This is a genomic window from Alteromonas aquimaris (assembly GCF_026183695.1).
In the GTDB taxonomy this organism is placed as follows: Bacteria; Pseudomonadota; Gammaproteobacteria; order Enterobacterales; family Alteromonadaceae; genus Alteromonas; species Alteromonas aquimaris.
The window spans coordinates 573309-582074 of record NZ_JAPFRD010000005.1; the positions used below are offsets into that span (position 1 = coordinate 573309).

An 8766-nucleotide genomic window follows, 5' to 3' on the forward strand; every position below is an offset into this window, starting at 1 on the left:
GGTCATATCCTCAATAATAAGCAATATGGTTAATTTTAAATGCCCCGAATGTCGGCGGCGGTTTTGTCGACCTGTCTGTTCAGCGTCGACACTTTACTATATCGGGATAAGCAAAATTTTTTCAATACTTTTTTTTAAAATAAATTAACTAATAATTTAACTATTTGAATTTACTTATTTTAAACCGTTATAGACTCTTCTTCTCACAAGTACTGCTACAGCAAATAGGATTGATACTATCGCCAATGCAGCCAAATCTCCCCAAAAGCGGTAAGGTGTCTGACCGCGTGTAACCGCAACGGGCGCCGTAAGCGACCCTGCTTCAAATTGGGGCAGCTGTGAGGTGACTCTGCCAAATGGGTCGATAAACGCCGTAATCCCATTATTGGTTGCGCGGATCACAGATTTTCCAGTCTCTAAAGCACGCATTTGTGCAATTTGCAGATGTTGGGCAGGCCCATGTGAGCGACCAAACCAAGCATCGTTACTGACAGTCACGATGAGGTCGGTGTCATTGTGAACATTGGCTAACACTTGCCGGGGAAAGGCAATTTCAAAACATAGCGCTGGAGCAAGCCTTAATCCGTTTGCCACTAGATTGGTTTGTATATAGTCGCCGCGGGAAAACGAAGACATGGGCAAATCAAATAAGGGGGCCAGATTACGCAGCCAGTCTTCAAACGGGACAAATTCACCTATGGGTAACAGGTGGTGTTTTGCATAGCGATTAGGATGGAAATAATGGTAATTCCCCTGTTGTGATTCAGCTTCTTTCTTACCCAATACAATGATGCTGTTCCAAGCGGCTTTCGTTTCGTGATTGTAATTAACGATCCCGGTGACCAGGCTAGTATTTTTTTTGGCGGTGACTTTGTCCAGGTTAATCAGATAATCGACGGCTAGGGGTTCCAGTTTTGGAATGGCAGCTTCAGGCCAGAGGATTAAATCACTTTCCCACAAGGGTTCTGTTAATTTGCGGTACTTCTTCATGGTGGGACGATCCTGCTCGGGCGTCCATCTTAATGACTGCGGAATATTACCCTGAACCATAGAAACCTGAATGGTTTTTTCTAATTTCACCCACTGATAATGACTTGCCACATATCCACTTAAAAATACCACCGTGTAAATCAATGCAATTCGCATCCAATGAAATTTAAGCTGATATACAGCCAGCACTGTAGCCAGCAATACGATGAGAGAGGTTACCCCGGTCTCACCAATTATGGGAATCCAACCACTCAGTGGGCTTTCAATTTGGCTATAGCCAAGTGATAACCAAGGAAAGCCTGTCAGCACCCAGCTACGCAACCATTCGCCAATAAACCAGAAAAACGGTAGCGCTAGTGGCCATAGTGCGGGTGTAAAGTATTTTTTCACCGCCCAAAATGCCAGCGCTGAATAGATGGCGAGATAAGCACTAAGCAACGCCATTAAGCCGATGGAAGCAATCAGGGGTAACCCGCCGTAATCAGCTATACTGACATGCACCCAGCTTATACCGGCACCAAACCAGCCAAAACCGAACAACCAGCCTGTGAGGAACCCTCCGGTACCACGAGCCAACTGATATACCGCTACAGCTACAGCCAAAAAGGTTATTGGCCATAGGTGAAAAGGGGCATAGGCAAAGGTTAAACTCGCACCGCTCAGGAGAGTCAGCGCATAAGGTAACATCCGTTTCAGTGTGAATTACTCCAAAGAGGGGATTACAACCTTTAATTGAACCAGTCTTCTTTTATCACAATTAGTGACTTTAAAATGAATGTCACCAATGGTGATTTCGTCATTAGTTGAAGGCATATGACCGAACGCTTTTAGGACAATTCCACCAATCGTGTCGGCTTCTTCTTCGCTAAAGCTGGTTTCGAAAAACTCATTAAAATCGTCAACAGGGGTTAACGCTTTGACTGAATAAGTATATTTATTGAGTGGTCTGATATCGTCGGTGCCATCTGCTTCCGTATCGTATTCATCTTCTATCTCACCAACGATGAGCTCCAGAATATCTTCTATGGTCACAAGGCCGGACACGCCACCATATTCATCAACAACAATCGCCATGTGGTAGCGTTGTTGACGGAACTCCTTTAAGAGCACGTCTACGCGTTTACTCTCAGGAACAATCACTGCGGGACGAATCACATCTTTCAAGCGAAATTCGGTTTCGGAATTAAACACATAGCTCAGTAAATCCTTCGCCAGCAAAATTCCTTCGATATGGTCCTTATCTTCACTGATGACCGGAAAACGAGAATGGGCAGATTCTAAAACTGTGGGTAAAAACTCTTCAACACATTGGTTGATATCAATGGTCGTCATCTGCGTGCGCGGGATCATGATGTCACGCACTCGCATTTCATTAACACCAATAACGCCTTCAATCATTTCCCGGGTTTGGGGATCAATTAACTCACGTTGTTCAGCCTCGGTGATAACCTCAACTAATTCTTGCTTGCTTTGCGGCTCTCCTGAGAAGGTTAGCTTCAATTTGTCTAACCAGTTTCTGCTCGAAGAGCCGTTGGTAGAGTGGGGGTTGTCGTCGCTCATAATGGTTGTTTTCTATTTAATTCAAAACTTACGTTAATGTTCTTGGTAAGGGTCGTCAATGCCTAATTGAGACAAAATGTGAATTTCCAATGCTTCCATTGCCTCCGCTTCGGCATCATCGATGTGATCGTAGCCCAGCAAGTGCAGCGTACCGTGCACTATCATATGGGCATAATGGTGGATGATTTTTTTGTTTTGCTCATGAGCCTCGCGTTCGATGACCGGGACACATAAAATCAAATCACCTAATAAGTTTAATGTCACGCCAGGAGGCGCTTCAAAGGGAAAAGAAAGTACGTTTGTTGGTTTGTCTTTACCGCGGTACGTGTGATTGAGAGATTGTGACTCATCATTTTCAACGAACCGCACGGTAAGTTCCTGTGGACCAATATTCAGATGGTTCAAAACGGTACTAACCCACTTTTCAACCTCGGTAGTGGAAGGCAAATTTTTCTCATAAAAACTGCCTTCACACGCAACCTGGAAATCGACGATAGCATTCATAAATCGTTAAATTTAGAGCTAAGAAGACGAATTGTTTGCGGATTTTTCATTATCAGATGCTTCCTGCTTTCGTTTTTCAGCGCGCTGCTTTTCCTGTTCAGAATCGTGCTCTTCGTATGCGCGAACAATGCGTGCAACCACCGGATGACGTACCACATCATCCGCAGTAAAAAAGTTAAAGGATATGTCGTTAACTGATTTAAGCACTTCAATAGCATGCCGTAACCCAGAGCGCGCGCCCCTTGGTAAATCGACCTGCGTGATATCCCCTGTAATCACAGCTTTTGAATTAAACCCAATACGGGTTAAAAACATTTTCATCTGTTCAACAGTAGTATTTTGGCTTTCATCCAGAATGATAAATGCGTCGTTCAGGGTACGACCACGCATATAAGCAAGGGGGGCAACCTCAATAACATTGCGTTCTATGAGCTTTTCGACCTTTTCAAAACCTAACATCTCAAATAACGCATCGTATAGGGGGCGTAAATACGGATCGACTTTCTGGGATAAGTCTCCAGGTAGGAAGCCTAGCTTTTCCCCTGCTTCAACGGCTGGACGAGTAAGCAATATCCGGCGGATTTCCTGACGTTCCAGCGCATCTACTGCGCATGCTACCGCCAGATAGGTTTTACCTGTACCGGCTGGGCCTATGCCAAAACTGATATCGTGATTGACGATATTGGCCACATATTGGCTCTGATTCGGGTTGCGAGGTTTGATAACGCCACGTTTAGTGCGAATATGCACTTCTTTTCCGTAATCGCCTGAGTAAGTGCGTTCAAGACATTGACTTTCCTGAATCGCTAAATGTACCTGCTCGGGTCCAATTTCCTGCACCACGCCTTTTACAGGTTGCGTTTCGATGTATAACGCTTTAAGAATGTCTGATGCACCTACCGCTTGGTTTGGCTCACCGAGGACCTTAAACACGTTATTGCGGTAACCAATTTCAACACCTAAACGGCGCTCGATTTGTTTGATGTTGTCATCAAACGGCCCACATAAATTCGACAAACGACGATTGTCAGCCGGTTCAAGTGCTACTTCTACGCTTTCAACAGTGCTCAAGTGTACGATTACCTCGATTTTATTTCATTAAACAGTTGGAACAAATTGGGCGACACCCAGTTCATCAGGCTGATTGGCCTGGCGCTTTGCTGTGATAGATTGGGGCGAAATTGCTACACGCAACCCCATGTCTTTCTCACGCCGGACCACCTCACCACGTAGCGAATTGGTAAACACCTCAGTGATACGAATATCCACAAATTCACCAATCATGTCGTGGGTACCTTCAAAATTAACCACACGATTATTCTCAGTACGGCCAGATAATTCCATTGGGTTCTTTTTAGAAGGCCCTTCGACCAAAATTCGTTGCTCGGTGCCTACCATGTTACGGGCGATACGCAAGGCCTGTTGATTAATCCGTTGTTGCAGCAAATACAAACGCTGTTTCTTGGTCTCTTCACTCACATCATCTATCGCATCTGCCGCAGGCGTGCCTGGTCGGGCGCTGTAGATAAAACTAAAGCTCAAATCGTAGTCCACCGCCTGAATTAAATCCATGGTGGCTTCAAAATCGGCATCCGTTTCGCCCGGGAATCCGATAATGAAATCGGATGACATACTGATATCAGGACGAATTTTGCGTAATTTGCGTATTTTTGACTTGTACTCTAACGCAGTGTGACCACGCTTCATTAAGTTCAAAATACGATCAGAGCCACTTTGTACTGGCAAGTGCAGGTGATTCACTAATTCCGGAATACTTTCATAGGCCGCTATAATGTCATCAGTGAATTCGACTGGGTGTGATGTGGTATACCGGATGCGGTCAATACCATCAATGGCGGCGACCAATTCAAGTAATTCTGCAAAACGACAAATTGTCCCATCGTGATGTTCACCGCGAAATGCGTTCACATTTTGGCCTAACAGGTTGACTTCACGCACACCTTGTTCTGCCAATTGAGCAATCTCTAAGATAACATCATCAACCGGGCGACTCACTTCTTCGCCACGGGTATAAGGAACCACACAGAATGTGCAGTATTTTGAACAACCTTCCATGATCGAAACGAACGCAGTTGGACCCTCAGCACGCGGCTGGGGTAAGCGGTCAAATTTTTCAATCTCAGGGAAGCTCACATCAACTACTGATTTTTCGCCGCTCTTGATTTGGTTAATCATTTCTGGCAGGCGATGAAGTGTTTGAGGACCAAATACCAAGTCGACAAACGGAGCTCGCTGGCGAATCGCTTCACCTTCCTGGGACGCCACGCAGCCACCAACACCGATGATAAGCTCAGGCTTATCTTTTTTAAGCATTTTCCAGCGGCCGAGTTGATGAAACACTTTTTCTTGCGCTTTTTCACGGATAGAACACGTATTCAACAGAATGACGTCAGCTTCCTCAGGCTCTTGCGCTAAAGAATAACCATGCGTTGAATCCAACAGGTCTGCCATTTTTTCTGAGTCATACTCATTCATCTGACAGCCCCAGGTTTTAATGTACAGCTTTTTGTTCATAATGACCGTTTATGTATTTATGTTAAGCCAGCGCTTCAAGAAGAGCGAGCAACTGACGAACCCAGAGGCGAATAAAATAGCCGCATATTTTACCTGCTCTGGTGCGTATTTCCCAGTGTTAACTTACACCGAATACGAAACAGCGTCGAATTTGCTTTACACCATGACAGTTCGACTTCCACGCGCCATAATAGAAGCTGACTTAAAGGAATGATCATGAAAGATTTTTGTATAATGGGCTCCGGTATGGTCGGTGCCACACTTGCACTGGGCCTGGTAAGTCAGGGGCACAGTGTGGTGTTGATTGAACCGGATATGCCCGTGGCATTCTCACCTGACCAGCCGCCAGATCTTAGGGTGTCTGCGCTTTCCGTGGCATCCGTGGACTTGCTCAAAGCGTTGGGAGCGTGGCACTTTATCGAACAAACTCGCGTTCGCGCTTATCAACAATTATCCGTGTGGGAAGCAGAAAACGCCCGAATCGATTTTACCGCCGATCTGCTAAGTCTTCCCGAATTAGGTTATTTCGTCGAAAACAGGCTCTTGCAATTAGGCTGTTTACAGGCGCTAGAAGGAAAGGAAAATTTTGAGATAGTCTCCTCAAAGCAGGTCAGCGCCATTGATTTAAGTTCTAAGCAGGGGGTAAAAATTCAGCTGGAACATGACCAGAAGATTGAAGCGCATTGGTTAATTGGGGCTGACGGTGCCCGCTCCCAGGTGCGTCACGCTGCTCAGATAGGCAATTCCGGCTGGCAATATGAGCAGCAGGCACTGGGCGTTATCGTTAAAATGCATACTCCCCAAACTACCACCACATGGCAACAGTTCACGCCCCATGGCCCGCGGGCTTACCTGCCGATGTACGATGATTTTGCAGCACTGATTTGGTATGACGGGGCGGCTAGAGTTAAACAGCTCAAGGCCATGTCTTCTGAGTTGCTCAAACAAAATATCATTGCGGCGTTTCCTGATTCACTCGGTGATTTTGACCTCGTTTCAGCTAGTGCTTTTCCTTTAACGCGCAGCCATGCCAGTCAGTATGTAAAAGGCAATGTGGTGTTGATTGGTGATGCCGCGCATACCATCAACCCGCTGGCAGGGCAGGGGGTAAACCTCGGTTTCCGAGATATTGAAGTATTCCTGGCTATTACAGCTGTAACGGATACCTCAACGCATGATGTATTTCGCGCGAGGCTTCAAAAAGAGTATGAGCGTCCCAGAAGGCGTGATAATTTATTGATGATGTCAGCAATGGATGGGTTTTATAATTTATTCAGCAATGACATTTTACCATTGAAACTGGCCAGGCAGTCATTGCTATCATTGGCACAACATATACCTGTTGGTAAAAAGCAGGTTCTTAAATACGCACTGGGATTGAATGAATGGAAGTTTTAGTCATTATAGGGGTACTTTTCCTTGCGCTGTTCCTAATTATTCCATTAATTGAACGTTCTAAAATGCGCATAAGTAACGAAGAGTCGGCCAAAATTGCCCGCTGGATTTGGCCGCTGATCATGATTGCCCTGATTGTTCAGCTCATTATGATGATGGTGAGAGGGTAGCTTGGCTACCCTTAAAACCTGCCGGCAATCCTGTCTTACCAAATATTTTTTTCAGTAGTCCCCTGAATTTCACAATCACCAGTTTGATACTCAGGCCGCTCACCCTTGGCGTGTTTGGTAAAATAATCCTTACTGATAGACACGATGGTGGGAGTGAGCCAAATGATGGCGACGATGTTAATAACAGTCATTAAACCCAGCGCCATGTCAGCCAGGGCCCAAACCTGAGGTAACGCAGCCATTGAGCCCCAGAAGATCATCGCAAGATAACCTACGGTATACAGGGTTCTGCCTGGTTTATTATCAAGCTTGAACATGTGCAGATTACTTTCGCCATAAGCATAATTTGCCACTACTGATGTAAAAGCAAACAGACAGATTGCCGCAGCAACAAAGTCAGTACCACCGCTACCAATGTGACTGCTCATGGCATCCTGTGTCATCCTGATCCCCTCCATTTGCTCCTGTGCTGCGCCTCCGGCCAACAAAATAATAAATGCTGTCGATGTACATAAAATCATGGTGTCAAGAAAAACACCTAGCATTTGAATATAACCCTGGCTAACGGGGTGGTTGGGGTTAGGTGAGGCTGCGGCGGCGGCATGAGGTACACTCCCTGAACCCGCTTCGTTAGAATACAGGCCCCGCTGGATACCGTTTTTAATAGCGGCACCTAATGCGCCCGCACCGGCTTCTTCTAAACCGAACGCCGAGCGAATGATATGCATTAATAGTTCTGGTACTTCATTAATATGGATAAAAGTGACTACCAGAGCAGCAATGACATAGCCGATGCCCATAAATGGCACAATCCATTCGGCAAACCGTGCGATGCCACGGAATCCACCGACAACGATTAACGCAGCCATAGCGATAATCGTCAATCCCGACCAGAAGGTAGGAATGTCATAGGCATTGTTCAACGCATCCGTTATGGTATTAGCCTGTACCGCGCTAAATACGAACCCATAGCCCAAAAAAAGACATAATGAGAACAACACCGCCAACCAGGTTTTGTTTAAACCCTGTTTAATATAGTAGGCTGGGCCTCCGCGAAATTCCCCGTTATCATCGCGAACTTTATATAACTGGCCTAACACGCTTTCGGCAAAACCCGTCGCCATCCCCAGAATGGCGATAACCCACATCCAGAATATTGCTCCAGCCCCACCTAGCGAAATGGCTACGGCGACACCGGCTAGATTTCCGGTTCCTACCCGGGCCGATAAGCTGGTACACAATGCCTGAAAAGAACTGATACCCTCTTTTGTGGAGTTGCCACTCCCCCGTAAGAGGCTAAACATGTGGAAAAAGTGTTTTAGCTGAACGCCACCTAGTTTGACTGTGAACCAAATGCCGCAGCCTACCAGCATAAAGATTAAGATTTGTCCCTCACCCCACAACACATTGTTCACGGCGCCAACAATCTGATTAATCACACACTTTTACCCGAATTATGATAATTGAAGAACAGTCTGCCGACCTTTGGAGGGAGTGTAAAGTAAAAAAGCCGACACAGAGGTCGACTTTAGTATATGGCTGGGGTAGCAGGACTCGAACCTACGAATGGCGGGATCAAAACCCGCTGCCTTACCAACTTGGCTATACCCCA

8 protein-coding genes and 1 tRNA gene are annotated in these 8766 nt (G+C 45.9%); 2 read left to right on the top strand and 7 right to left on the bottom strand.

From position 1 onward, the window contains the following. Positions 1 to 174 precede the first annotated feature (174 nt). The 5 genes from lnt to miaB are packed head-to-tail and all read right to left on the bottom strand — an operon-like array spanning position 175 to position 5589. The gene (gene lnt, locus OPS25_RS05565) at positions 175 to 1677 is read right to left on the bottom strand and encodes an apolipoprotein N-acyltransferase (RefSeq protein ID WP_265616646.1); all 1503 of its coding nucleotides are present in this window, start codon (positions 1675 to 1677) and stop codon (positions 175 to 177) included. A gap of 15 nt (positions 1678 to 1692) precedes the next feature. Next, a complete protein-coding gene (gene corC, locus OPS25_RS05570) occupies positions 1693 to 2550 on the bottom strand; it encodes a CNNM family magnesium/cobalt transport protein CorC (protein WP_265616647.1) in 858 nt (285 codons plus the stop codon). 33 nt (positions 2551 to 2583) lie between these two features. Next, positions 2584 to 3054, bottom strand: coding sequence for an rRNA maturation RNase YbeY (gene ybeY, locus OPS25_RS05575; protein ID WP_265616648.1), 471 nt, complete (start codon positions 3052 to 3054; stop codon positions 2584 to 2586). An 18-nt stretch (positions 3055 to 3072) separates the two neighbouring features. Further along, on the bottom strand, positions 3073 to 4125 hold the full coding sequence (locus OPS25_RS05580) for a PhoH family protein (protein ID WP_265616649.1): 1053 nt from the start codon (positions 4123 to 4125) through the stop codon (positions 3073 to 3075). A gap of 27 nt (positions 4126 to 4152) precedes the next feature. After that, positions 4153 to 5589 carry a tRNA (N6-isopentenyl adenosine(37)-C2)-methylthiotransferase MiaB gene (miaB, locus tag OPS25_RS05585; RefSeq protein ID WP_265616650.1) on the bottom strand — a complete coding sequence of 479 codons (1437 nt, stop codon included), beginning with the start codon at positions 5587 to 5589 and terminating at the stop codon, positions 4153 to 4155. A 216-nt stretch (positions 5590 to 5805) separates the two neighbouring features. On the opposite strand from miaB, the gene OPS25_RS05590 reads away from it, so the two are divergent. Continuing rightward, on the top strand, positions 5806 to 6987 hold the full coding sequence (locus OPS25_RS05590; RefSeq protein ID WP_265616651.1) for an FAD-dependent monooxygenase: 1182 nt from the start codon (positions 5806 to 5808) through the stop codon (positions 6985 to 6987). After that, positions 6975 to 7154 (top strand): hypothetical protein, encoded by a 180-nt coding sequence (locus OPS25_RS05595; RefSeq protein WP_265616652.1) that lies wholly within the window; start codon positions 6975 to 6977, stop codon positions 7152 to 7154. The genes OPS25_RS05590 and OPS25_RS05595 overlap by 13 nt, the downstream gene beginning before the upstream one ends. 35 nt (positions 7155 to 7189) lie before the next feature. Here OPS25_RS05595 and OPS25_RS05600 read toward each other — a convergent pair whose 3' ends face one another. Both OPS25_RS05600 and OPS25_RS05605 read right to left on the bottom strand, forming a co-directional pair. After that, positions 7190 to 8593 carry an alanine/glycine:cation symporter family protein gene (locus OPS25_RS05600; RefSeq protein ID WP_265616653.1) on the bottom strand — a complete coding sequence of 468 codons (1404 nt, stop codon included), beginning with the start codon at positions 8591 to 8593 and terminating at the stop codon, positions 7190 to 7192. 97 nt (positions 8594 to 8690) lie between these two features. Then, positions 8691 to 8766 (bottom strand) — tRNA-Gln (locus OPS25_RS05605).